This window comes from Enterococcus sp. 10F3_DIV0382, assembly GCF_002140245.1.
GTDB classification, from domain to species: Bacteria; Bacillota; Bacilli; order Lactobacillales; family Enterococcaceae; genus Enterococcus_B; species Enterococcus_B lactis.
This window is the reverse complement of the sequence record NZ_NGMF01000004.1, coordinates 33,171-57,126: the sequence shown is the minus strand read 5'-3', so window position 1 is coordinate 57,126 and position 23,956 is coordinate 33,171. Positions and strand designations below refer to the sequence as shown.

At 38.8% G+C, this 23,956-nt stretch carries 17 protein-coding genes; 9 read left to right on the top strand and 8 right to left on the bottom strand.

Annotated elements, in window-relative coordinates; genetic code table 11:
- Nucleotides 1-22 precede the first annotated feature (22 nt).
- The 6 genes from A5849_RS14450 to A5849_RS14425 all read left to right on the top strand — a co-directional run bounded on the left by A5849_RS14450 (nucleotide 23) and on the right by A5849_RS14425 (nucleotide 7,814).
- A complete protein-coding gene (locus tag A5849_RS14450; RefSeq protein ID WP_002310849.1) occupies nucleotides 23-1,444 on the top strand; it encodes a tagaturonate reductase in 1,422 nt (473 codons plus the stop codon).
- A complete protein-coding gene (locus A5849_RS14445; RefSeq protein WP_002310848.1) occupies nucleotides 1,437-2,936 on the top strand; it encodes a UxaA family hydrolase in 1,500 nt (499 codons plus the stop codon). Before A5849_RS14450 ends, A5849_RS14445 begins: the two co-directional genes overlap by 8 nt.
- Before the next feature lie 38 nt (nucleotides 2,937-2,974).
- The gene (uxaC, locus tag A5849_RS14440) at nucleotides 2,975-4,369 is read left to right on the top strand and encodes a glucuronate isomerase (protein ID WP_086310207.1); all 1,395 of its coding nucleotides are present in this window, start codon (nucleotides 2,975-2,977) and stop codon (nucleotides 4,367-4,369) included.
- Nucleotides 4,370-4,527: 158 nt separating this feature from the next.
- Nucleotides 4,528-5,211 carry a rhamnogalacturonan acetylesterase gene (locus A5849_RS14435; protein ID WP_002335436.1) on the top strand — a complete coding sequence of 228 codons (684 nt, stop codon included), beginning with the start codon at nucleotides 4,528-4,530 and terminating at the stop codon, nucleotides 5,209-5,211.
- Between the two features lies 1 nt (nucleotide 5,212).
- A complete protein-coding gene (locus A5849_RS14430; RefSeq protein WP_002314466.1) occupies nucleotides 5,213-6,049 on the top strand; it encodes a sugar phosphate isomerase/epimerase in 837 nt (278 codons plus the stop codon).
- A 10-nt stretch (nucleotides 6,050-6,059) separates the two neighbouring features.
- Entirely contained in the window at nucleotides 6,060-7,814 is a 1,755-nt protein-coding gene (locus A5849_RS14425) for an ABC transporter ATP-binding protein (RefSeq protein ID WP_002310844.1), read from the top strand.
- Nucleotides 7,815-8,087: 273 nt separating this feature from the next.
- Here the strand turns inward: A5849_RS14425 and A5849_RS14415 are convergent, their stop codons facing one another.
- On the bottom strand, nucleotides 8,088-8,429 hold the full coding sequence (locus A5849_RS14415; protein WP_002285994.1) for a YlbF family regulator: 342 nt from the start codon (nucleotides 8,427-8,429) through the stop codon (nucleotides 8,088-8,090).
- A gap of 67 nt (nucleotides 8,430-8,496) precedes the next feature.
- Nucleotides 8,497-10,668, bottom strand: coding sequence for a PBP1A family penicillin-binding protein (locus tag A5849_RS14410; protein WP_002310843.1), 2,172 nt, complete (start codon nucleotides 10,666-10,668; stop codon nucleotides 8,497-8,499).
- Nucleotides 10,669-10,878: 210 nt separating this feature from the next.
- Between A5849_RS14410 and A5849_RS14405 the strand changes: the two genes are divergently transcribed.
- Nucleotides 10,879-11,736, top strand: a complete 858-nt coding sequence (locus tag A5849_RS14405; RefSeq protein ID WP_002310841.1) for an RluA family pseudouridine synthase — start codon at nucleotides 10,879-10,881, stop codon at nucleotides 11,734-11,736.
- A gap of 66 nt (nucleotides 11,737-11,802) precedes the next feature.
- On the opposite strand, the gene A5849_RS14400 is transcribed toward A5849_RS14405, so the two are convergent.
- The 3 genes from A5849_RS14400 to A5849_RS14390 are packed head-to-tail and all read right to left on the bottom strand — an operon-like array spanning nucleotide 11,803 to nucleotide 16,650.
- Nucleotides 11,803-12,660: an ROK family protein gene (locus tag A5849_RS14400; RefSeq protein WP_002310840.1), complete on the bottom strand. Its 858-nt coding sequence runs from the start codon at nucleotides 12,658-12,660 to the stop codon at nucleotides 11,803-11,805.
- A complete protein-coding gene (locus A5849_RS14395; RefSeq protein ID WP_086310206.1) occupies nucleotides 12,661-15,348 on the bottom strand; it encodes an alpha-mannosidase in 2,688 nt (895 codons plus the stop codon). It abuts the gene before it with no gap.
- A 12-nt stretch (nucleotides 15,349-15,360) separates the two neighbouring features.
- Entirely contained in the window at nucleotides 15,361-16,650 is a 1,290-nt protein-coding gene (locus A5849_RS14390; RefSeq protein ID WP_002310838.1) for a glycoside hydrolase family 125 protein, read from the bottom strand.
- A 149-nt stretch (nucleotides 16,651-16,799) separates the two neighbouring features.
- Here A5849_RS14390 and A5849_RS14385 point away from each other — a divergent pair, with 149 nt between their 5' ends.
- Complete coding sequence (locus tag A5849_RS14385; protein WP_002310837.1) at nucleotides 16,800-17,846, top strand: substrate-binding domain-containing protein; 1,047 nt, start codon at nucleotides 16,800-16,802, stop codon at nucleotides 17,844-17,846.
- 1 nt (nucleotide 17,847) lies between these two features.
- Nucleotides 17,848-20,001 (top strand): GH92 family glycosyl hydrolase, encoded by a 2,154-nt coding sequence (locus A5849_RS14380; protein ID WP_073490532.1) that lies wholly within the window; start codon nucleotides 17,848-17,850, stop codon nucleotides 19,999-20,001.
- A 140-nt stretch (nucleotides 20,002-20,141) separates the two neighbouring features.
- Here A5849_RS14380 and A5849_RS14375 read toward each other — a convergent pair whose 3' ends face one another.
- From A5849_RS14375 to A5849_RS14365, 3 genes are read right to left on the bottom strand one after another with little or no spacing between them, the layout of a single operon-like run.
- On the bottom strand, nucleotides 20,142-21,587 hold the full coding sequence (locus tag A5849_RS14375) for a response regulator transcription factor (RefSeq protein ID WP_002314459.1): 1,446 nt from the start codon (nucleotides 21,585-21,587) through the stop codon (nucleotides 20,142-20,144).
- A gap of 2 nt (nucleotides 21,588-21,589) precedes the next feature.
- On the bottom strand, nucleotides 21,590-23,314 hold the full coding sequence (locus A5849_RS14370) for a sensor histidine kinase (RefSeq protein ID WP_002310834.1): 1,725 nt from the start codon (nucleotides 23,312-23,314) through the stop codon (nucleotides 21,590-21,592).
- Nucleotides 23,307-23,921 carry a YesL family protein gene (locus A5849_RS14365; RefSeq protein ID WP_002310833.1) on the bottom strand — a complete coding sequence of 205 codons (615 nt, stop codon included), beginning with the start codon at nucleotides 23,919-23,921 and terminating at the stop codon, nucleotides 23,307-23,309. Before A5849_RS14365 ends, A5849_RS14370 begins: the two co-directional genes overlap by 8 nt.
- Nucleotides 23,922-23,956 lie beyond the last annotated feature (35 nt).

Genomic DNA, 23,956 nt, shown 5'->3' with positions numbered 1-23,956 from the left:
TAACACAGAAAGGAAGTAATCTATGAATAAACTGACAAAAGAATTAGTGAAAAAAAACGAGGCTCCCGTAAAAGTTCTTCAATTCGGCGAAGGCAATTTTATGCGCGGATTTGTTGATTGGCAGATTCAGCAACTGAATAACCAACAATTGTTTAAAGGAAATGTCGCCATCATTCAGCCTTTAGAACAAGGTCTTGGGAATATGATGAACCAGCAAGACAATTTATATACGGTCATTTTACAAGGACTCAGCAATGGCGAAATCGTTGATACTTCCGAGATTATCACCATAGTAGAACAGATGATCAATCCTTATCATGAATGGGATGCTTATCTTTCTCTAGCAGAAAATGACGACTTAGCCTATATCGTCTCCAATACAACAGAGGCAGGAATCCAATTTGTGGAGACTGATGAACGAACAGATACGCCACCACAGAGCTTCCCGAGCAAACTGACAGCCTTTTTATATCGACGTTTTGAATTAAACAAAGCTGGTTTTACCATTATTCCTTGTGAATTGATTGACAGAAACGGTGAACGTCTAAAAGAAATTATTTTACGCTATGCAGAAAAATGGGATTTAGAACCTGCTTTTATTGAGTGGTTAGAAAAAGAAAATGTTTTTTGTTGTAGTTTAGTTGATCGCATCGTACCAGGTTATCCTCGTGAGGATGCAGATGTTTTCAATCAACGACATAACTATGAAGATCAATTGATGGTCAAAGCGGAACCATTCATGCTTTGGGTGATCGAAGGACCTAAAGAGTTGGAAAATCAACTACGATTCAAACAGGCTGGCTTGAATGTCATCATCACAGATGATATGACTCCTTATCGTGAACGTAAGGTACATTTGCTTAATGGACCGCACACAGCGATGGTCCCTCTTGCTTTGTTGGCGGAATTGGAAACTGTAGAAGAAGTAATGAAAGATCCTTTATTCTCCGCTTATGTTGATCAGCTATTCGATCTAGAATTGATTCCTATGCTTTCTTTACCTAAAGATGAATTAGCCATTTATGCTGATCAAATCAAAGAACGTTTCTTGAATCCTTTTGCCGATCACAAATTAGAAGCGATTTCATTAAATAGTGTTTCAAAATTCAGCACCCGTCTGCTTCCGGTCTTCAAGAAGTATATCGAAGAAAAAAATCAAGTACCACCGCTAATCTCTGTTTCACTAGCTGCGTTACTTCTTATGTATCGAGGCGATCAAGTAAAGCCCCATGATGATGAAAAGACGATAAGCGAATTTGTTGATGCTTGGTCTGATAATGAAACAGCTATTCTTCGATTATTGCAAAACGCTGCGCTTTGGGGAGAAGATTTGTCTCAATTACCGAATGTGGCAGATACTGTTCAAGAAATGGCTACAAAAATCGATCAAAAAGGTGTCCGAGCAGTATTACAAGAAATGAAAGGAACGATGGTCCATGCTTGAAACCCTGCAACCAACAATGAAATTAAATCAACGAGACAGTGTTGTTGTCGCATTAACACCTATCCCAAAGCAAACACAACTGACGATTGATCAGCAAACGATCACCACTCTTGAAGATATCCCGCAAGGTCACAAGATTGCATTGAGTGATTTGAAAGCTGGAGACAACGTGATCAAATATGGCTATCCAATCGGGCACGTGACGACAGATGTAACTGCCGGTCAATGGCTGCACACTCATAATGTAAAAACCAACCTTTCTGGTGAATTGGATTATCGATATGAAAAAGATGTCCATCCAAGTCATTATCCTTTTGAGAACCGAACATTTCAAGGCTACTTACGAAAAAATGGAAAAGTAGGGATTCGTAATGACTTGTTCTTAGTCCCTACCGTTGGGTGTGTGAATGGAATTGCTGAACTGATCGTCAAACAGTTCAAAGAAAAACATCCGGATCTGGGACAGTTTGATCATATTACGATTTTAAAGCATCCCTACGGCTGTTCACAGCTTGGAAAAGATCATCAAAATACTCGAGAAATCTTAGCAGACGCGGTAAACCATCCAAATGCTGGCGGAGTTTTAGTGTTTGGATTAGGTTGCGAGAACAATACCGTTCCTGAATTCAAAAAAATTTTAGGTGAATATGATGAAGAACGAGTGAAATTTCTAGTGGCTCAAGATGTCTATGATGAGATCGAACAAGGCGTAGCTCTATTAGAAGAACTTTTAACCGCGGTCGAAAACGACCAGCGCATACCAGTCCCGCTCTCTAAGTTGAATGTCGGTTTGAAATGCGGCGGTTCTGATGGTCTATCGGGAATAACTGCCAATCCTTTGCTTGGTGCATTTTCTGATTACTTGATTGCTCAAGGAGGTAGCACGATCTTAACAGAAGTGCCAGAAATGTTTGGTGCAGAACAAGTATTGATGGCACGAGCGGAAAATGAAAAAGTTTTTGGTTCAATCGTTGACTTGATCAATGACTTCAAACAGTATTTCTTGTCTTACGGGGAACCAGTTTACGAAAACCCATCTCCTGGTAATAAAGCAGGTGGGATCACTACATTAGAAGATAAGTCTTTAGGCTGCACGCAAAAATCAGGAAGCTCTCCTGTCGTTGATGTACTGCAATATGGCGAAAAAATCAGAAAACCAGGACTTAGTTTATTGCAAGCTCCCGGGAATGATCTTGTAGCTGCCTCTGCTCTTGCTTCATCCGATTGCCAGTTGGTCTTGTTTACCACAGGAAGAGGGACTCCGTTTGGCTCATATGTCCCTACGGTCAAGGTATCTACGAACACGACTCTTTTTGAACGCAAAGGTCATTGGATGGACTTTAATGCAGGCGTCTTATTAGAACAACCAATGGAAGTGATCTTAGAATCATTTGTTCAAAAAATCATCGCTGTGGCTAGTGGAGAAGAAACGAAAAATGAACAAAATGACGTTAGAGAAATTGCCATTTTTAAAAACGGAGTAACACTTTGATTTTCATAAAACAGTATAAAAAGAAAGAAGGAAGATTTATGTTTTTATCTGATGATTTTTTATTAAAAGACGATTGGGCGAAAAATCTTTATCATTCCTACGCAAAAAATATGCCCATTATTGATTATCACTGTCACTTAGATCCAAAAGAAATTTACGAAAACAACAATTTCAGCAATCTGACAGAAGCTTGGTTAGGAGGCGATCATTACAAATGGCGCTTGATGCGAGCTTGCGGCGTGCCTGAAGAAAAAATCACAGGAAATGCTTCTGATTTTGAAAAATTTTTAGCTTGGTGTCAAACCGTACCAAAAATTATCGGCAATCCGCTTTACAGTTGGTCACATCTTGAATTGAAGCGTTTCTTCGATATTGACTTGTTGATAAATGAAGAAAACGCAGAGAAAATTTGGACACAAGCAAATGAAATTTTGGCATCTCCTGATTTCCGTCGGCGGGAAATCGCGAAAAAATCGAATGTAGAAGTGATTTGTACGACAGATGATCCAGCAGATGACTTACACTATCATCAATTGCTTGCTCATGAAGAACCAGATTTGAAAGTTCTCCCTTCATTCCGTCCAGACAAAGCACTCAATATTGAAAAAGAAGGATTTAATGTATGGATTACACTACTGGAAGAAGCAGCTGACCAAACGATTACCACCTATCAAGAACTGATCGAAGTTTTAGGGCAGCGGATAGAATACTTCCATCAACATGGATGTCGTGTTTCCGACCACGCTTTAGACACCTTACGCTATAAAGAAGCGGATGAAACAGTATTAGAAGAGATTTTTCAAAAAGCACGAGCTAACAAACTATTATCTTCAGATGAAATCGATGCTTATCGTACAGAAACACTGATACGTTTGACCCACTTCTATCATTCTCATAATTGGACAATGCAGCTGCATATTCATGCTTATCGTAATTGTAATACACAAATGTTGGAAAAATTAGGACCCGATACCGGTTATGATGGAATGAATGATCTTTCTTTGACTATTCCTCTGCAAAAATTATTGAATCGTGCAGAAGAAACGAATCAGTTGCCAAAGACGACCCTCTATTCACTGAATCCAAATGACTACCCTGCGATTTTAGCTTTGATGGGCTGTTTCCAAAAAGAACAGAATGGAAAACTGCAGTTAGGTTCTGGATGGTGGTACAACGATACTCGAGCTGGTATGCGCGATCAATTGACACAGTTTGCTGATGGTAGTGCTTTGGGGAATTTTGTCGGCATGCTGACAGATTCAAGAAGTTTCCTTTCCTACACTAGACATGAATATTTCCGTCGTGTTCTTTGTGAATTTTTAGGCGAAATGGTCATGCGAGGGGAAGCACCTGAGGATGAACAACTTTTAGGAAGTCTCGTTCAAGCGATTAGTTATACAAATGCTAAAAATTACTTTGGCTTTTTTGCCTAATTGATTAATAGTAACAGTAACGAATCAAAAACAGGATAGCGAAATAACGGAATCCGTTTATCCACGTTTTAGAGAAGAAGACGGACCAAATTTGCTCCGTCTTCTTCTCTTGCTGTTCTGCTTCATTGCCTATAAACCTTTATGAAAGAAGAGATAACATGCCTACTATCCATATTGCCGGTGATTCTACTGCGGCAGAAAAAGATGAAAACAAGCGTCCCGAGACAGGTTGGGGAGAAAAAATATCTGCTTATTTTTCACCTGAGATCCAGATTAATAACCAAGCAAAGAATGGACGCAGCACTAAAACATTTATCCAGGAAGGAAGGTTAGCCCGTTTAGCTTCACAGTTTCAGCCAAATGATTTCTTATTTGTACAATTTGGACATAACGACCAGAAAATCCAAGAAGAAAGAGGTACGCTTCCCTTCGGTAGCTATTTAAAAAATCTGCAGATATTTTTTGAATGCGCAAAAAAAGCGAATGTCCACATGGTCTTGCTGACATCTGTGACGCGACGAGATTACTTAGAAAATGGAACATTGAATCCAGATATACTTGGAGACTATCCAAAAGCGATGCGTGCATTTGCTGAGAAATATCATATTCCGCTTTTAGATGTTTTCTCACGATCACAAGAATATTTCCAGACCTTTTCAAAAGAAGAGACAAAAAAATTCTATCTGCATCTTATGCCTAATAGTTGTGAAAATTACCCAGAAGGACTAAAGGATAATACCCACTTTAGTCCAGAAGGCGCTGATAAAGTTGCCCGAATAATTGCTGAATTGATAAAAGAATCCCGTCTGCCTCTTGCTGATTATTTACAAAAAGGAGTTTGAAATGTTTCCATTAAATTTAGGCATTCGTGCCCATGATCTAGAGGTTCGAAATCGTGAAGAAATCGTTCAAAAAGTATCACAGCTTCACTTGTCCCATATCCAATTTGCACCGCAAAAAGCATTTCCTGAACAACTTAAATTAAATGCCATGACACTTGGAAGTGCTGCCTATTTTGGTGAATACTTCCAAAAAAACAATATCGAACTTTCCATTTTAGGATGCTATATCAACCTATCCAGCAAAAATCAAGAAGTTCGTGCACAAGCATTAGCAACTTTCAAACAGCAAATTGCTCTGTGCTCTGCCTATCAAGCCAAGATGATCGCTACAGAAACTGGTAGTGTCTCTGTCGGTTACACAAAAGAAAATTTTACTGAAGAAGCTTATCAGATCGCTAGAAATTCTGTCATTGAATTAGTCGCTCATGCAGAAAATTTTGGCGTAACTGTTGCTGTTGAAGCAGGGATCAATCATCCAATCTATAACTATCAGTTAGCCAAACGTTTAGTCGATGAAGTAGCTTCACCAAATTTAAAAATTATTTTAGATTGTGCGAATTTGATGCATAAAGAAAATCATACTGATCAGGAGAAAGTGATCCAAGGTGCCTTGGACAATTTACAGGGTTGTATTACAGCCCTTCATCTCAAAGACTACATCATGGAAAATGGAAAGATCCGCATGGTTCCTGTTGGCAAAGGCTGTTTAGATTTCCGACCGGTACTGCATTATATCAAATATGAGCGTCCTCTAATGTACGCCACTCTTGAAGCTACTCCTGAGATTTATGTTCCTGAAGCAATAGAACACTTGCAGTTTATTTACCAAGATTGTTAAGGAGAAGATTATGGAGGAACGAATACAGAAAAGTTATCAAAAATATCATGCAAATGCTTTTCAGACATTGCTGCATCTTTATCAGGGGAATTATTGGCGCTTTGCTATGTCAGGACTCTTTTTTATTATCAAACATCTTCCATCTTGGTTAATGCCGATCGCTATTGCCAATGTAATCAATGCAGCTTCATCAAAAGATTCCTCTCAATTGCAGGCGATTTATTTCAACGCTTTTTTGATGACTTGTCTGATCGGTCAAAATATATTGACGAATTATTTTCATGTAAAATACCATAGCACTTCGATCCGGCAAGTAGAAGCTGGACTAAGAGCGACCCTTATCAAGAAAATCCAAGAACTTTCTATTCCCTATCAAAAAGAATTGCAATCTGGCCGGATCCAATCAAAGATCATCCGTGATGTAGAAGCCATCCAAACATTGTCCTCTCAAGTATTTGTCAGCGGATTGAACATTGCTGTCAATTTATTCGTGGCTTTAGGTATCACGCTTTATAGAAGTCCTGTCGTTTTCTTGTTTTTCTTATTGACTGTCCCTCTCGCCGCGTTAGTTACTCTTTTTTTCCGGAAAAGGATCAGACAGTCCAATTCAGATTTCCGGCAAGAAATGGAAGAAACTTCTGCAAAAGTGATCGAAGTGATCGAATTAGCACCGATTGCTCGAGCTCATGGGTTAGAAAAACACGAAACCACTCGCTTAAATAAGCATTTTACCCAAATCTATGAAAAAGGATTCCACTTAGATATCCTGCAATCTGTTTTCGGATCAGTCAGCTGGGCTAGTTTTCAGATATTTCAGCTGATTTGTTTGATTTTCACTGGGATATTAGCTTTACAAGGGCGTATCCAACCAGGTGATGTCGTGATGTATCAGACATATTTCACAACGATCGTCAATTCCGTTTCTGGAATGATCACACTGATTCCTACGATTTCAAAAGGCATGGAATCTATTACTTCTATTGGTGAACTGTTGATTGCTGGCGATGTAGAAACTTATCACGGTAAGAAAAAAATCCAACATTTGGATGGAAATTTTCGTTTTGAGAATGTTTCTTTTCATTACCCGGACTCACTCAAGCCGATTATCGATCATTTTTCTCTAGAGGTGAAAGCTGGAGAAACAATTGCTTTTGTTGGGCCATCTGGTTCTGGAAAATCTACACTCCTTAACTTATTGATTGGATTTATCCAGCCGTCTTCAGGGAGGATTTTCTTGGATGATCAGCCTTTGGATGAATTGGATATGCGAAGTGTGCGTAATTATTTAGCCGTTGTTCCTCAAACCACTTTGTTGTTCTCCGCTTCGATCAAAGAGAACATCACTTATGGCTTGAAAAACGTATCAAAAGAACGTTTAAATGAAGTCATCGAAGCTGCGCAACTTTCTTCACTGATTGACCAGCTTCCTGATGGTCTGGATACCTTAGTAGGCGAACATGGCAACAAGCTGTCTGGTGGCCAAAAACAACGTATCTCTATTGCACGAGCATTGATACGTCAGCCGAAAATCATTTTGCTAGATGAAGCAACTTCAGCTTTAGACAACCAGTCAGAGAAAAAAATCCAGCAGGCCCTGAATTACCTGACAGAAACACCCACTACTTTTATTGTGGCTCATCGGCTTTCAACAATCAAAGAGGCAGATAAAATCGTCGTGATCGATGAAGGAAAAATCGTTGAGATGGGTACTTACGAAGAGCTGTTAGCTCAAGAGGGCTATTTTTACCGTTTGAAAAATGAATGACAAAAAAAGGAGAGACGACAAGAGTTTTGTCGTCTCTCCTTTTTCTGAATAAACGGTGTTCTCCTGCCAACTCCTCGGTCACAAATCACAATAGTCATCAAACATGAGAAGCTTTTTTTGAAATTGTTCCTTGTAACTCAGAGTTAAACGGTAGGCTCACGACCTCTTGGTAAATGGTGTTCAAGCGACAGTCTATCGGCAATAAGAAGCAATTTTGTCATCGCTCAAGGCTGAACAGCTCTTTCACAACCTCTGTTGTTTCATAAAATAGTTCTATTCGCTGTAAAGGTCGCGAACTGGCGTCATGATAATCCGGTTCAAGTCATTAATGATCGTACTGAACCCTTGTTCTTTTTGCATTAAATCATTGATTACTTCTTCTGATTGAATTTTTACAGCCATTTCTTGTGCTTTCATTGCATCTTCGTCGCTGAATTCTTGTCCGCTCATTTGTTTTTCTTGTAATTCGATTTGCATCGCTTGGAAGTCTTTGAATAGCTTGTGTGCTTCTTCGTTTGCTTGTACTTTCTCGTACGCTTCTTTCAACGCTTTGAATTCTGGTAATTCACGGATCTCACGTTCGATCTGATTTGCGCTATCGTAGATGTTTGACATGTTATGCCCTCTTTTCTTTTAGTAGTTACTCTCTATTGTAACATGGGGTTATTCGTTTTCAAAGGGTCTACTCTCCTTGATATTTCCGCCAGAGGTCTTTAGCCGCTTCACCAATTCCCTGAACGCCTTCTTTTACCATATCGCCGAAATTCTTCAATCCTTCTTTTGCTTGTTCACCATATTGATTCAAGTTATCTTGCCAATTTCCAGACTCTCCATTAGAATTACCTGTATTTCCAACTTGATCTGCTGCTACTACTTGCCCTCCTGTGGCATAGGCATCCGCTACACTAAATCCTGTTTTGGAAGTATAAGGAAGGATACCTTCTGCCGCTGATTTGAAGACTTTCCCGACAACATTTCCACTTGTCCCTTCCAAATAATGCAGCTTGCTGGATTCTTCATACCCCATCCATGTCGAAATCACTACGTCTGGCGTATACCCAATCATCCATTGGTCATTTGCTTTCGTGGCATCGAAATTAGTTTCTGTGGTTCCTGTTTTCCCTGCTATCGTATAACCTGCAGGATTCGCAGCAGCTGCTGTCCCATTTGAGAATGTACCAAGAAGCATGCTAGTCATTTCATCGGCTGTTTCCTTTGATATGACCTGTTTTGGCTTTTTGTTTGTATTATCGATGATCACCGCTCCAGTTGAATCAACGATTTTCGTGATGAGATGCGGCGTATACATCTGACCTTCATTGGCAAATGCACTGTAAGCACCCGCCATGATCATTGGAGATACTCCTTTTTCTAATCCGCCAAGAGCTAAGCCATAATACTTATCAGATTTTGCTAAAGGCAGGCCGAATTCTTCTGCTTTATCATATCCTTTTTGTAAACCGATCTCATGCAAAAGCCATACAGCAGGCAAGTTCAAACTTTGTGCAACAGCCTGATACATCGGTACTTCTCCTTGGTATGTCCCGTCAAAATTATGCGCATCGTAATAACTTTGCGGTTCATCTTTCAAGACACTAGAAGGCTTGTAGCCAGCTTCCAACGCTGGTGTATACACGCTTAATGGTTTGATCGTTGATCCTGGAGAACGGCGCATCTGTGTAGCAAAGCTGAATCCTCTAAAGACATGATCTCCTCTTCGTCCTACTAATGCTTGTACACCGCCTGTATTCGGATCTAAAGCTACTGAAGCAGATTGGACCATGGCACCATCTGAAGCATTTGCTGGGAATAATGCATTATTTTGATAAGTAGCTTCTAATTGCTTTTGGTAATCCTGATCTAAAGCTGTATAGATTTTATAGCCTTTATTCATGACATCTTCTTCATCAAGACCATACTCGTTCACTGCTTCATCGATCACTGCATCAAAATAATAAGGATAACGATAACCAGAATCTGAATTGTCGTATGTGTCATGAAGATAAGCACTGATGTCTGTCTGGCTTTCTGCTTGTTCTTGTTCTTTTGTGATTTTTCCGTTTTCTTCCATTACGCTTAATACTGTGTTTTTCCGATCATTCGCATTTGCTGGGTGATCAATCGGATTATAAATACCAGGACCTTTCAGCATTCCTGCCAAAGTAGCAGCCTCAGATAGCGTAACATTCGTTGCATCTACTCCAAAATACTTTCTGGAAGCGTCTTGGACACCCCATACCCCGTTGCCAAAATAGGCATTGTTAAGATACATGGTCAAGATTTCTTCTTTGCTGTACTTCTTTTCGATCTCGATTGCCAAAAATAATTCCTTCGCTTTTCGATCAAATGTTTGATCTAATGTCAGATAAGCATTTTTGGCAAGCTGCTGAGTGATCGTACTTCCTCCGCCCCCTGATGTTCCGCCAGACAAAACCATCCGAACAGCCGCACGGGCGATTCCTTTGATATCAAATCCGTGATGTTCGTAAAAATTCCTATCTTCTGTCGAGATCACCGCATCTTGGATATAGGGAGAAATCGCGTTTAATTCTACGTATGTCCCTTTTTGGGCGTACAGTGTGCCAGCTTCTTCATTTTTCTTGTCATAAATGACTGTCGATTGGCTTAATCCAGATTTTAACGTTTCGACATTTGCTTGTTTGGCTAAAATAAAAAGGTAGATACTTGTCACTAAGACACAGATCAAACCAATCAGCAAAATCAATTTGTTCACATGATATTTTTTCCAAATGCGCTTTCGCCATCGATGGAATTGTCCGAGATATGGTCTGATCCATCGCCAAAAACTGATCAAAGCAGCTTTTATCTTTCCTAAAATGCTTTGAAAATCCATTCGCTTCTTCTCCTGTCTATTCAATTCAATCGTCTTATTTTACCATAATGAAAGAGTGTTTTCTTCCTGCTTAAGTTGTAGTTCGATTTGTTTTTTTTCGCTAGTGCAAGTAGAGTAACATAAGAATGAACAGAAAAATGTAAGTTTTTTCTTAAATATGTTTTAAAAATGGTACAATTAGTCTGCAATTTTACCGAAAGGAGTACACTTGTGAAAATCACGATTACTTTACCTATGAACCACCCTGAAACAACGATTCGCGACTTGCTTGAAAAGGAATGGTTAGTTCCTAGAAAGGTTCGGCACTTTTTGCGTATACGTAAAAACGTTTGGATCAATCAACAACCTGCTTTGTTCCATCATGAAGTAAAAGGCAATGACCAGATCACATTGTTATTCGAAGAAACAGATTATAATTATCAAGAAGTCCAATTAGGAGATGCGAAGCACATTCGTGTTTTATATGAAGATGAACATTTGATTATAGTGGATAAGCCTGCAGGAATGAAGACTCATCCAAACGAACCAACAGAAAACAGTACCTTGCTCAATCACTTAGCTGCTTATCTCGATACGAAAAAACAACGACCTTATGTTGTCCACCGTTTGGACAAAGAAACAAGCGGCGCTGTTTTATTTGCAAAAAACCCATTTGTCTTGCCGATACTTGGAAGAATGTTGGAACAAAAAATGATCTATCGGAGATATCAAGCCATCGTATGGGGGAAAATCGCCAAAGATAGGACTATTACCAATAAAATCGGACGCGATCGCCATGATCGGAGAAAACGGGTCGTAGATGATAAAAATGGTCAGAACGCCTTGACACATGTCACTGTCGACAAAGTACTTTCTGGAAAAACACAAGTGTATTGTGTTTTGGAAACCGGTCGTACGCACCAGATCAGAGTTCACTTAGCTCATATAGGGCATCCAATCGTCGGAGACCCTCTTTACCAAAATAGACCAGCTGAACGACTGATGCTCCATGCATTAGAACTGCACATGATTCATCCATTTACTCAAGAAAAAATAGTTGGTAAAGCTTTACCCGGATTGTGGAAATAGAAAGAAGAACGTAGTCCTATCATTATCTGCTGATAAGACTACGTTCTTTTTGTGTAACTTGTCTGCTTACTTTTGATGTTCGTGTTCTGCTAACAGCAAACTACCGATAATCCCACTTTCATTCGGCAGTCCCCAACGAACGATATATTCACTTACTTGAGGTGTTTCCATGTAGCCACCCATCAATTCAACAAATTGCTGACGAATTTTTTGAAGGAGATGATCCTGATTCATTACCCCGCCGCCTAAAATAATCTTTTCAGGTGCTAACGTCAACGTATAGTTGATCAGTGCTTGAGCAATATAGAAAGCTTGAATATCCCAAATCGGATGATCTTGTGGCAGATCTTGCCCTTTGATTCCTATACGTGCCTCAATAGACGGACCTGCTGCTAATCCTTCTAAACAGTCTTTATGATAAGGACAAGTGCCTTCATATTGATCATCTGGATGGCGTTTTACCCAAATATGTCCCATTTCAGGATGTGCGATTCCTGAAAAAATTTCCTCATTGATCACAACGCCTGCACCGATTCCTGTTCCCACGGTAAGGTAAATACAACTATTTTTTCCTTGTGCCGCCCCTTGCTTCAGCTCCCCGTATGCAGCCGCATTGACATCCGTCGTCCAAGCAACAGGAACATTGTAGCGTTTCCTGATTGTGCCGAGAAAATCAAATTGTGCCCATCCTTTTTTGGGAGTTGCCAAAACGTATCCGTAATTATCTTTTGTTTGGTCGATACCAATCGGGCCGAATGAGCCAATCCCGATTCCATTCAGTTCATAACGATCAAAAAATTCAAATACTTGATCCAATGTTTCTTCTGGTGTTGTGGTAGGAATACTTGTTTTTTCCAAAATCTCTCCATCTTCTGAAACCGCACACACAAATTTTGTTCCGCCTGCTTCTATTCCGCCATACATTTAGTTTTCCTCCTCGAATCCGATTGTCCGAATTTCATAAGGTTGGATTATCGGGACAACCGATTGCTGCGTTGGTTCTTCAAGCAGATTCAATATGACCGTTTTTCGATTGTCTTTAGTTATTTCTAATTTTTCTAAATGACTAGACATATTGAAACCTCTCACTACTACTTTATCACTAAACTTACTCCGTTTCAAAGCTGTAATTGCAAACGTTTCACTTTTTATCGTTAAATATTGTTGTTTTGATGCCAATGTTCCTTCATGATGTTTGATTTGTTGAGTGGAAAAAGGAATCTGTGCCGCGTATGCATGCAAATAAGTAGAGAATGTTTCTTCTGGTCCATGTAGTTCAACGCTGTAATTGAACTGATGCTTACCTAAACACTGTGCTTCTGGTGTTGGAAAATACCCCCAATCTCCTAGTTCTCCCACACAGCGAAGTAGCGTCACCGCGATTTGTCCATCTGCTGTTACTTCGTATTCATTCAAACCAAAGTTACCAACTGTTACACCGTTCTGTTCATCATGAATATTGACAAATGCTTGCTGATGTTGCGGATTCGTGGGATTTTCCCAGCTCCTAGATACATGGTTTGGGCGCTTTACTACTTCAAAAATACTATCTGCTTCGTGATGTTCCACATGTAACTTTGTAGGAAACAAGATACGCAATCGATGATCTTTCATTTGATTGTCAAGAGTCGTTTCAAAGTCGATTTTTTTACTATCTTTTCTGACTGTCATGATCGTTTCTATTTGAAGGATCCGTTTTTCTTTAGATCGTTCTGCTTTTCGATAACGAAATTCTACAACCATCCGTTGTTCTTTCTCTAAACGCTCGTCTGCAGAAACTGGGATCTCCATTTCCTGTAGAATACTTATTTTTGCTATTTCTGGTGTATCTACTAATACTTTTACTTCAGAGTCCTCTTGATTACTGGATAGGATTGGTTGATCATAGACAGGTTGCTTAAAGATATACTCGTTTCCTATATCACCGATATCTTCAAAAATATGCAGGTTATTCCATTTTCGTTTGTTTTTACGATCTTCCATTGTAATGGCACCGTTTTTTTCAATCGTCAAACGTAGGTGGGCGTTTTCGACGATTCGTCCACTCTGACGGATCATTGTTTCCTTTTCTTCTGCTTTCGCTTCCCCTTCTACAAGCGCGAATGTTTCCCAAGAAAACGCTGGCATGTTTTTTATTGGGAAAGTTACCTTGATTGTCTTTGCCATATATGGCACACGGAAACGATCTTTCGGCAAATCATAACCAAATTGTACAGTTTCTTCAGATAAAATAGCTGGTATAGTGGCCCCGCTTTTTGTTTCTACGTGATACTTCCGTCTAGGCAACTGTTCTAACTCTTGATACAGATGTTCCGGTATTCCCTCAGCGAATCTTTTTCTTTCTAATTCGATGGTTATTTCTGCTTCGCCAGTTTTATCCATTCCTGCAGTATTTACAACGACAAATGGAAAGCTGTCTTTTGGAAATCCAGTTGTATCGATTGCTGTGGCCAGTTGTTCTAAAGAATCTTGTGCAAGATACTTTCCGACTTCATCTGCTTTTTCAAAACGAGGAATCATTTCCCGATGGACAGAATCGACTGAACAACCGCAAATACTGTCATGAGGATGATTTTGCATTAATGTCTTCCAAGCATAATCTAACTGATCGTGGGGATAAATCCCTGTAACTTCGTAAGCCATCGTCGCAAGTGGTTCCGTGATGTTTTCTAGCTGCCGTTGGACCTTGGTATTCCATTGTTTCAAATAAACGCGAGCAGATGCTGTATTGGCTAAAGTATACCAGCCATCCGTTTCTTGACTTGTCAATTCTCCTTCTACTGAACCTAAGTCTTCTGGCAACTCTTGTCGAACTGCTTCCAGATAGTCAGTAAAATTAGAATGGATGAACTCGTAATCTGGAAACAGCTCATTTGCGAGATGAATTGCTTTTGATATATCTTTTTGTACTGGTTGATGATCAACACCATTCATCATTAATAGATGATCAGTAGATGCATATTGTTCTGCATCTGCTAATTTCTGCTTCCAAAAGACACGAGCAGCTTCTTTTTCTACGGGAATCTCGTTCCCATTGCTATACCAATTGGCAAATAACAGACCAAAAATTTCTGTTTGATCAGGTCCTTTCCACCACATCTCTGAGTATTGAGAAGAATAGTTTTCTGCTTCCAGAACTTGATTGTCAAAGCCAATTGGTTTTACCCCACGGCCAAACGCCGCTGCTGAAATACCAGCTTGTTTCATTAATTGAGGCGTCTGTCCCATATTTCCAAATGTATCAGGAAAATAACCTAACATGACGGGGGTTCCCCATTTACGGCTTTCTTCCATGCCAATCAGCATATTTCTCACGTTTGATTCCGAACTGATCAGAAAATCATCTTGCAAGATATAAAATGGTCCGATTCTCAATTTTCCTTCATTGATTGCTTGTTGGAGCGCCTGTCTTTTTTCTGGTCTTACTTGAAGATAGTCATCTAAAATAATCGTTTGCCCATCCAAATGAAAACTGTTGAAGGACGGATCAACTTCAAATAGCTCTAATAAATCGTCTATCAATTCAATCAACCGCATGTGATGCTGTTCGTAAGCCATGTACCATTCACGATCCCAGTGACTATGAGAAATGATATATACTTTCTTTTTCATTTACAGTACCTCCTATTTTTCTACTCGAATATCAAAGTAATCCATGACTAATTCGCAAAACATCATGTTTGCCCAAGAAAACCATTCTCTTGTATAATTTTCAGGATTGTTCACATCAAATCCTTCGTGCATAAGATGTGTTCCTGCATCAGTTGCTACAAGCAAATTCAATAGCCGTTCTTTTTCAGATTTATCTGGTGTTGTCATTCCTTCCATAGCTAGTGCAATTGGCCAAACATACTCTTTTGGCGTATGGGAAGAACCAATTCCTTTTGCATACTTTCCTTCATAAAAATATGGATTCTCTTTACTCAACAATGTTCTTCTTGTTTGAAGATAATCTTCCTCTTTTTCCGAACAGTAACCCAAATAAGGTGCCGCGATCAAATTGGGCACATTGCTGTCATCCATGACCGTCGCGTGCCCCATTCCATCTACTTCGTATGCATAAATCGTTTGCCCTTTTTGATTAACCGTCCGTCCGTGATTTTGGATACCTTCTTGAATCTCTTTCTTCAATATTTGTGCTTTCTGTACAATTTCTTTATCATCGAGTATCGTTTGGAAAATTTCTTCCACATAACCTAACACGACCACCGCAAACATATTGGATGGTACCAGATATCCGTAACGGCAAGCATCATCGCTAGGACGGAACCCAGACCATGTCATACCTGTAAAAGTTGTTTTGGCTCCTCGTCCGTCATTGATCAGCGTATCTTCTTTTCTTGTCGTATCTCGTATAAATGTATAAGGAGAGTGTTCATGATCCTGCTCTGTTTCGAACACGCCTAAGATTTTTTTGATCCCTTCAATAAAAGTTGGGTTGAATTGGTCCGTTTTTCCTGTATTTTTATAAAGAAGATAGGCCAACTGTATCGGGTAGCATAAAGAATCAATTTCATATTTTCTTTCCCAGATCCAATCGTTCATTTTTGTGTGATCTGTTTGGTGTCCCGCACCGTTCGCTTCTTCATTGAAGGCATTCGCATATGGATCGATGTTGATATAAAAAAATTGCTTTTTGACCAACCCACTAATCATGTCAGCTAGTTCCTCATCTTCTTTTGCAATCACTAAATAAGGACGAACTTGTGCAGTAGAATCTCGCAACCACATTGCAGGAATGTCTCCTGTCAATAAAAAAGTAGTACCGTCATTTTGCTTTTTGACTGTTGTCAATAATGTGTTGGCAAATGCTGCTGTAAAATTCGTTGCCCAGTCCGCATGGTTTTTCCCGCATTTTTGTGTGATATCATTCATAAATTTTTGTACTGACTTTGGTATATCTTTATAAACCATATAAATTTCCTCTTTTCATTTGATATATCTTTAAAGATTATACCTCTTGTGTCATTTTATGTCTACGCTTTCAAAAAAATAAATTTTTATTTACTTTTTCATCTATTATGGTATTATTTAAATATGATATATCATTAAGAGGTGTTTATATGAATCAACCATTGTACCAGACAATATTTAATGATTTGCAAATGGCTATTTTAACTGGTGAATTACCTGTAGATAGCCAACTACCAACTGAAAAGGAACTTTCCCATACTTATAAAGTAAGCAGAATCACTTCAAAACGTGCATTGACTGAATTAGAGCAATTAGGGCTGATTTATCGCGTTCGTGGGAAAGGCAGTTTTGTTAAATCAGCTTCTCCGGAGCAGATGCTTCCTTCACCTACAAAAACACGGCGGATTCTGTTTCTTCTTCCATATGTCGCTGATTTGTCTGTTGGTGATTTTACCAAGGGATTGAATCCTGTGATGCAGGATAAACAGATGGATGTCATGATGACGACACATGATTTTTTACAAAATAAAACGGCAAAAGAACTCATCCATGAATTTGATGGATTGATTTATTATGCCTTTGATACAGAACAGCATCTTGACTTGCTTTTTGAGCTTTCATTAAAGGAATTCCCTGTTATCATATTGGATAAAAAAATCTATGAATTGCCTTTTCCTACCGTGCTTTCCGACAACTTCCAAGGTGGTGTGCTCGCTACTTCTCATTTGATCGAACAGGGACATTCAAAAATCGCTTATTTATTTGGTGCACAGACTCATCCACAATCCGTACGTCAGCGTTACCTTGGTTACCTTGAAGCATTAGACAAAGCTGGTTTGGCTTTCCACACTTCGCTGGATGACAAAAGCGCGACATTCGATGAATTGCTTTCTTATATCACTAAGTATGAAGTGACCGCTTTTGTTTGCGAAAACGATGTTGTTGCTATCCAGACGATGAATTTCTTGAGACAGCATGATTATCATGTTCCTGAAGATTTTTCAATCATCGGATTTGATGATATCCAAGCAGCCGCTCTTGTTGATCCACCGCTGACAACCATTGCACAAGATTTTGAACAGTTAGGCAAGCTTGCTGGAGAGGCTTTGATCACTTGGTTAGAGACAAACGAACGTCCTTCCGACAGCAAATTTCCAGTTTCATTTATCAAAAGACAATCAACAAAGGAGAAATAAAATGAATATCGGTCAAATAGATACTAGACATGGCACAGCTAATCAGCCAAATTTCTCTAACGGGAACTGCCAGCCTTACACTGGCGTTCCTTTTGGGATGAATTATTTTGCACCGCAAACGACCGATCAAAACGGCAGCTGGTGGTTTCATCCTGAGGATCGTGTTTTTCAAGGTTATCGACTTACCCACCAACCAAGTCCTTGGATGGGCGATTTTAGTCATATGCTGCTCACGCCAATCAATGGTAAATTACAGGAAAATACCCTTTTTCATGCTCAAAGTTCTTACCGCCCAGAAGAAAGTATATTTTGTCCGACTCATCTGTCGATCCGTCAATTGCGTTATGGCATCCGCTCTACATTGATACCCAGTATGTATGGCGGAATCTTATCTATTGATTACAGCAGAAATGATAGCGGTTTACTTTTATCCTTTCCGGGACGTCATCAGCTCTTTGTTATAGATCCTTACACAGTGGAAGGAAAAATCACACATTTTGCTGGTTCAGAAGATCCTGATTTTTCTTTTTATTTTATATTGAGATTTGAATATCCTTTAACAATTGATGAGTTAGCTGTTTCCAACAAAAATAGCGATTCGATCCCGTTGTATTTTGAACAGACAAAAAAACAAATCATCCGATTCGGGACATCTTTTATCAGCTCGGAACAAGCAGCTTATAACCTGGAACTAGAACAAAACCAAAGTAAAGAGACTTACCTTGCTAACAGCCAGAAACAATGGCAATCCTATTTTGATCGTATACAGCTCACACACCATGATCAACAACAATTGCGGACGTTTTATCATAACTTCTATCGAGTGTTTTTATTTCCGCAGACATTTTATGAAATGGATCCTAGTGGGCAAAAAATCCACTATGATACGACTAGTCGATCTGTGAAACCTGGTGTTCTCTATACAAATAATGGGTTTTGGGATACGTATAAAACGGTTTATCCTCTTTATTCTTTGATTGCTGTAGAAAAGTACGAAGAAATGCTGGAAGGTTTTTTGAATAGCTATAGAGAAAGTGGCTATTTGCCAAAATGGCTGTCTCCTGACGAACGTGGACTAATGCCTGGGACATTAATTGATGCAGTCATTGCAGATGCTGCTGTAAAAGATATTCGGCCAGACTTGATGCAGGAATTTCTAACAGCAATGAAGAAAGGCGCTACAGTTCAAAGTAATCATCCAAATTATGGACGACAAGGGACAGAGGATTACTTGACATACGGCTATGTTCCTAATCACTACCATGAATCGGTCAATCATACGCTAGACTATGCTTACAGCGACTTTTGTATTAGTCAAGTTGCCAAAGTACTAGCAGAGGACGAAACGGTGAAAAAATATCAGCAACGATCATTGAACTATCAAAATATTTTTGACTATGAGACAGGATGGATGCGTTCCAAAGACAAAAATGGCAAATTCAGAGAACCATTTTCTGCTCATCGTTGGGGACAAGATTATGCAGAAGGCAGTGCTTGGCAAAGCAGCTTTGCTGTTTATCATGATTTTGCAGGGTTGATCGAAAAATATGGCGGCAGTGAGAGATTCAAAGAAAAACTCATTGATTTGTGCAATCAATCTCCGACATTTGAAACAGGAGGATATGGTTTTGAGATTCATGAAATGAGCGAGATGGCTGCGATAGAATTTGGGCAGTTAGCTATCTCCAATCAGCCAAGTTTTCATTACCCATACTTGTTCAGCTATATTGGACAACCCGAAATGGCACAGCCATTGCTTAAACAATTGATGACTCAAACTTTCAACGATTCTTCAACGGGTTACCCTGGAGATGAGGACAACGGAAGTATGGCTGCTTGGTATATCTTCAATAGTCTGGGATTCTATCCTGTCACACCAGGAACCGGTGAATATGTTATCGGTATGCCTTTAATGGACAAGGCTGTTGTGCTTTTGTCAAATGGAAAGGAATTGACGATTGAAGCCACTCCTAATCGGCCGCAACAGCAATTTATCCATAAAATCAATCGGATGGACAAAGAATATACGAAATTATATTTTACCCATCAAGATTTGCTGAAAGGCGGCAAGATTTCTTACCAATTAGGTATCGTCCCTCATCCTAAGAAGTATCGATCAAAAGATTTGCCTTTTTCTTTATCAAACGATAACTAACAAAAGGTTGTGAAAAAGCTGTCCTGCATCAAGTAATAAGAACAGCCAAACAAAAATAGCTCCTCCTATTTTCGTTTGGTTGGGCTTATTACCGCAGATGCAAACTTTTGAACATTGATTCATTCCATACGCTTCTTTTTTTAGGATTCTCCTCTTTTTTCCCGATACTCCTTAGGGGATCTGCCGACAATCTTCTTGAATAATTTAGAGAAATACGTGGTATTGTTGTAGCCAATCTCACTTGCTATTTCATTGACGTTTTGATTACTGTGCAAAAGCAGCTGCTTTGCTTTTTCCATACGCAAATGGTTCAAATAAGCTGAAAAACTTTTTTTCGTTTCTTTTTTGAACAACTGCCCTAAATACATGACATTTAAATGCAAACTTTCTGACACTTCTTTGAGTGTAAGTGGTTCTTGATAATGCTGATGCAGGATTTCGATTACTTTTTCTACATTGCCACTGTATTTTTTCTGTCTCTGGTGCTTTTGGACGAACGACAGAAGAAGCTGATGGAGTTCTTGCACCGTTTTTGCCTGATGAATTTTTTCGATTCCTTGTAAATATTCCTCATCTTCTAGATCAATCAATTCCCGTTGAATCTCCATAAACAGTAAAAAGCTGGAGTACCGGATGTCTTCCGGCATCATGGCTGCTAACTGAAATTGCTCGAAAAAATCAGTGATCATTTTTTGGGCATCATCTAATCGTTTATTTTGCAACACACGTCTGAAACTTGAAAAATCGATGGTTTGCTCTTTTATTGTTGCTTGTATTGCGTAAAAAACATGCTCGTCTTTATCTCCATAAAATTGATGTAATTGTAGATTGTCTTTCGCTTGTTGAAATGTTTCAGGGATCTTGTCCAATGAATCTGTCTCTTCCCCGATACTGATCAGCCATTCCTGATCAGGGATGTTTTCTTGGACAAAACAGCAAAATCTATCAACTTCATCTGCCTCCAACAACAGCGTAATCAATATACGGTCTCCATAATTTCTTTGATAATAAAAGATTTGCTGGTGTTCTTTCAACCATGTATTGATAAGAGGATCATGAATTCTTGATAATTGGATCAATACTATTCTATGCTGTTTCTCACTGATTTGTCCTATTATTTCTTCTTCACTTGCTTCATCTAACTCTTCATTCAACCATTGACTGAATAATAGTTCCTGATAGATTTCTTGCTGATTTTTTTGTTCATTTTGCTGGTCTAACCGTGTTTTGATTTTCTTGAGGCTTTCAATCAATTCGAACTTATTCACGGGTTTCATCAAATAATTCACTGCGCCTAATTGCATGCCTTCTTTCAAATAATCAAATTCTTGGTACCCGGACAAAATCATAAATTCAAAATTATGATGTTCTTTTTGAGCCGCTTCAATAAATTCCAGTCCGTTTATTTCTGGCATCGTCACATCCGTTACCACTAGATCAATCCGCTGTTGCTCAAGGACAGATAGTCCTTCTTTGGCATTCTCCGCTGTTGCTACTATTTGGAACCCTAAACTTTTCCAATCAATTATCTTTTTTAACCCATTCAAAATCATGTATTCATCATCTACCAATAACACCTGGTACATGTTCACCCCTCCTTGAATGTAATAGAAACAGTCAGTCCACCTGTCTCATTATTCTCAAGCGACATGTAATAACTGCTGCCGAAGTTGGCACGTAAACGTTCATTCACGTTTTGCAGACCGATTGATTCGTGAAGTTCCACTTTGGGATGAGACAGTTTTTCTTCCACCTGTTTTAGCCGTTTTTCAGTCATCCCTCTTCCATTATCTTTGACGATGATTCTTACCCGCTTGTCTTCCTGTAAGACTTTGACACTTAGGGCATTATCAAATCGAGTAAAATCAATACCATGTTTAAAATAATTTTCAACTAATGGTTGAATCACAAATTTAGGTACTTCGATCTTTTCCAAATCAGGATCGATCATAAAATGATAGGCCACTCGATTAGGATAACGCATTTGATATAAATAGACATATTTTTCGCAAAAGTCCAGTTCTTCTTTCAAAGTGATCGTCTTCTCTTGATTTGTGTTGTTTCGGAGCAAGGCAGAAAAAGCATATACAACATCTGCTAATTCTTCGCTTCCTTCGCTGATTGCATACATTCGGATATATTCTAATGTATTGTATAAAAAATGCGGATTGATCTGTGCTTGAAGCGCCCGCATATGTGCATCTTGCTGTTTGATTTCTAGTTTGTAGATGTCTTCGACAAATTGATTGATGCTATCCAACATTTCGTTGATACCGATTGAAAGTTCCTTTAGTTCATATTCCGTTTTTGTTGTATCAATCCGGGTTTCTAAATTCCCTGCTGCTGTTTGCTCCATTGCCTGCATGACGATGGATATTTGCTGTGAATATCGTTTGAATGTTTTATAAAGAAAGATAAGCAATATACTGTCTAAAACAATGATACCTACAATCAGCGGGGCAAGGTTTTTCCCCGTTTCGATTTTTACGCTTTTTTTATCTAATACAGCTAATATTCGGTAATCATCCGACAGTTCTTGATGTTGGATAAAATTATTTTTTCTCAGATTAGCAATTGGCAATTGTGAATTTTTCTGAAGACTCTCTGAGATAATCGTTTCTTGTCTTCCAAACGTTTCTTTAGCTATTTTATTATCATGGAACGTATACAAGCGATTTGTCGTGCCAGAAATCATGTATAAAGAGAGTCCATTGAATGACGTTAGATTCTCTAAAATCGTATCTAGCTCTTTCTTTTGGAAACCGATAAAAATACTGCCTGACTCAGCTCCTCCTTGTGTGATAGGCAACTTGATATAAAAGGCGTCTAGTAATTTTGGCGTTCCTGCTTTTACTTCTCCGCCTTTGTTTTCTCTAGAGGATTCATAATACTCCGGTAGCTGATTCAGTACGATATATACCGCACTTAGTTCTTCATAATTTATATAAAGATCTTTGATTTGATTTGGGAAAGAAACTAATTCGTCGGTACTGTTTTGCTGCTCATACACATACATCAAATACTGATCTATGGGTTTTGTTAAGTAGGTAGTGACATTTTCGATTTTTTCGGAATCACCGACGAGTTGGTTTTTAATGATCCTACTCAAAGTTGTTTTGTCATTCAGCATTCTGCTTGTACTTTGAACGGCATCACTTGTCATGTTTTCTGCTTGCTTTTGGTTTTGATCCCACGTATGGACACTAAAAATAATAGTAGCAGTCATCGTTACACCAATCATGATAACCGCATATTTCCGCAACAGCCGATTCAGTAACGTTCCTTTTGAAAATAGAATCCGGATCCTATTCATAACTTTCCAACTGTTTATCTAACTCTTCACGCCACTGTTTCGTCGTCGTACCATTCCAAACCGTCAAAAGACCAATGACACCAAATAAGATCAATCCTTTGAATTGCCAAGTCACAGCTATAATTATACCGCTACCAATAATTGTTTTTAGAAAAGACGAAAAGCTGGAAAAAACCGAAATAAAACTCAGCTTTAGTAGATTAGGAACAGAGATCGTATATTCACTGTCTAAAATCATACTGTATTGATAAGTAGCAAATAGACAAAATAAGGCAAAAAGCAAAATAAAATCAATAGCTAAAAAAATGAGTCCTTTGATTTGAACAGATAGATATAGATTGTAGCTCAATAAAGCAGTACTAGATAAAAATAAACCAAATAGCAGATTTCCTCTTAAAAAATTTCTTTTATATATATTCCAGCCTCTTTTTAACGTGATTTCTTTATACTCGAATCCATATAAATAAAATAACTCATTGACTGTTTTCCATGCCGTACCTAATCCAAAGATGATTCCGCCGACAAACGTGTATACCCAGAAATATAAGGTTAGTTTTATAACGACCCAGATTCGGATAAACAACTCTTCCAAAACCTTCCCTAACATATCTTCTCCTCCAAACATTAAGTTTATACTTTCTC

Bases quoted from the DNA above. Each gene is read 5' to 3' on its own strand.
- A5849_RS14415 (WP_002285994.1), bottom strand. From the start codon at position 8,429: ATGTCAAACATCTACGATAGCGCAAATCAGATCGAACGTGAGATCCGT.
- A5849_RS14365 (WP_002310833.1), bottom strand. From the start codon at position 23,921: ATGTTAGGGAAGGTTTTGGAAGAGTTGTTTATCCGAATCTGGGTCGTT.
- A5849_RS14390 (WP_002310838.1), bottom strand. From the start codon at position 16,650: ATGGTTTATAAAGATATACCAAAGTCAGTACAAAAATTTATGAATGAT.
- A5849_RS14435 (WP_002335436.1), top strand. From the start codon at position 4,528: ATGCCTACTATCCATATTGCCGGTGATTCTACTGCGGCAGAAAAAGAT.
- A5849_RS14370 (WP_002310834.1), bottom strand. From the start codon at position 23,314: ATGAATAGGATCCGGATTCTATTTTCAAAAGGAACGTTACTGAATCGG.
- uxaC (WP_086310207.1), top strand. From the start codon at position 2,975: ATGTTTTTATCTGATGATTTTTTATTAAAAGACGATTGGGCGAAAAAT.
- A5849_RS14410 (WP_002310843.1), bottom strand. From the start codon at position 10,668: ATGGATTTTCAAAGCATTTTAGGAAAGATAAAAGCTGCTTTGATCAGT.
- A5849_RS14450 (WP_002310849.1), top strand. From the start codon at position 23: ATGAATAAACTGACAAAAGAATTAGTGAAAAAAAACGAGGCTCCCGTA.
- A5849_RS14445 (WP_002310848.1), top strand. From the start codon at position 1,437: ATGCTTGAAACCCTGCAACCAACAATGAAATTAAATCAACGAGACAGT.
- A5849_RS14400 (WP_002310840.1), bottom strand. From the start codon at position 12,660: ATGTATGGCGGAATAGAAGCAGGCGGAACAAAATTTGTGTGTGCGGTT.
- A5849_RS14430 (WP_002314466.1), top strand. From the start codon at position 5,213: ATGTTTCCATTAAATTTAGGCATTCGTGCCCATGATCTAGAGGTTCGA.
- A5849_RS14380 (WP_073490532.1), top strand. From the start codon at position 17,848: ATGAATATCGGTCAAATAGATACTAGACATGGCACAGCTAATCAGCCA.
- A5849_RS14385 (WP_002310837.1), top strand. From the start codon at position 16,800: ATGAATCAACCATTGTACCAGACAATATTTAATGATTTGCAAATGGCT.
- A5849_RS14395 (WP_086310206.1), bottom strand. From the start codon at position 15,348: ATGAAAAAGAAAGTATATATCATTTCTCATAGTCACTGGGATCGTGAA.
- A5849_RS14425 (WP_002310844.1), top strand. From the start codon at position 6,060: ATGGAGGAACGAATACAGAAAAGTTATCAAAAATATCATGCAAATGCT.
- A5849_RS14375 (WP_002314459.1), bottom strand. From the start codon at position 21,587: ATGTACCAGGTGTTATTGGTAGATGATGAATACATGATTTTGAATGGG.